The following is a 1,591-nucleotide window of genomic DNA, read 5'->3' on the forward strand; positions in this document are numbered from 1 at the left end:
TTTACAGTAGATAAAGACGGAAATGTAAAAGTAACAAAAGAAGACGGTAATACTGTAAAAGCGGAAAATAATAAGTTAACCGTAACTGACCAAGATAAATACGTAAATCCAAAAGGTGAACTAAAAACAACAGTAGAAGCAGACGGACAAAGCTCAACTACAGAAAAATCAGTAGAAGTAACAGAAAACAAAGACGGAGTAAAAGTAGTAGATACAATAAAATACAAAGGCTTAGTTGAAGGTAAAGACTACACTGTAACCGGACAACTTTATGAAGTAAAAGACGGAAAAATAGTAGGAGAAGCAAAAGCTACTAAAACAGAAACTAAAAAAGCAGATAAAGATGAAGGTAATTGGAATTTAGACTTCGGAACAGTAAAAGGTTTAGAAGCCGGAAAATCATATGTAGTATATGAAACAGCAACTTCACTAGAAAATCTGGTAGATACAGATAACGATAATAAACCGGATAAAAAACAAGAAGTAGAACACAAAGATCCTAAAGATAAATCACAAACATTTGTAGTAAAACCGAAAACACCTGAACAAAAAGAAGTACAATTCAGTAAAATAAACGTAGGTGGAGAAGAAATAGCAGGAGCAGAAATTCAAATTAAAGATGCTCAAGGAAAAATAGTAAAAGAATGGACATCAGAAAAAGGAAAGAGCAAAACTGTTAAACTAAATCCTGGAACATATACATTCCACGAAGTAACGGCACCGAAAGGATACTTAGCGGTAACGGTTATAACATTTACAGTGGATAAAGACGGAAATGTAAAAGTAACAAATGCAAACAAAAATAAGGTAGAAGCTAAGGGCAATAAACTAATCGTAACAGATAATTTAAAACCTGTGGATCCGCCACAACCACCAACACCTGAACAAAAAGAAGTACAATTCAGTAAAATAAATGTAGGTGGAGAAGAAATAGCTGGGGCACAAATTGAAATCAAACAAGGGAATAAAGTGATTAAATCTTGGATTTCAGAAGCCGGAAAAACTCGCAAAGAAAACTTAGAGCCGGGAGAATACACGTTCCACGAAGCAGCAGCACCAAACGGATATAAAAAAGTAACGAATATAACATTTACAATAGATAAAGACGGAAAAGTCAAAGTAACAAATGTAAATGGTAATACTGTAAAAGCGGAAGGTAATAAACTAACAGTAACAGACCAAAAAGAACCGGTTGTACCACCAACACCACAACCAAAAGAAGTGCAATTCAGTAAAGTGAACTTAGGTGGAAAAGAAATCGCCGGAGCAAAAATTCAAATTCTAAAAGATGGAAAAGTAGTAGAAAATGGACATCAGTTGAAAACAAAACACATAAATTAAAACTGACAGCAGGAACATATACATTCCACGAAGAAACAGCACCGGACAAATACTTAGCGGTAACAGATATAACATTTACAGTAGATAAAGACGGAAAAGTTAAAGTAACAAATGTAAATGGAAACACTGTAAAAGCAGAAGGTAATAAACTAACAGTAACCGATAAAGATAAACCGCAACCGGAACAACCGAAAGAAGTACAATTCAGCAAAGTGAACTTAGGTGGAAAAGAAATCGCCGGAGCAAAAAT

2 protein-coding genes are annotated in these 1,591 nt (G+C 34.3%); both read left to right on the forward strand.

Features of this window, described 5'->3' with window-relative positions:
- Window positions 1–1,341, forward strand: a 1,341-nt coding sequence (locus HMPREF1983_RS02360; protein ID WP_021752687.1) for a SpaA isopeptide-forming pilin-related protein, incomplete at its 5' end; no start/stop codon positions are given.
- A 2-nt stretch (window positions 1,342–1,343) separates the two neighbouring features.
- Window positions 1,344–1,591 (forward strand): SpaA isopeptide-forming pilin-related protein (locus HMPREF1983_RS08055; protein ID WP_425402392.1); only part of this gene is annotated, 248 nt, incomplete at its 3' end.

It is taken from the genome of Gemella bergeri ATCC 700627 (assembly GCF_000469465.1).
Classification (GTDB): Bacteria; Bacillota; Bacilli; order Staphylococcales; family Gemellaceae; genus Gemella; species Gemella bergeri.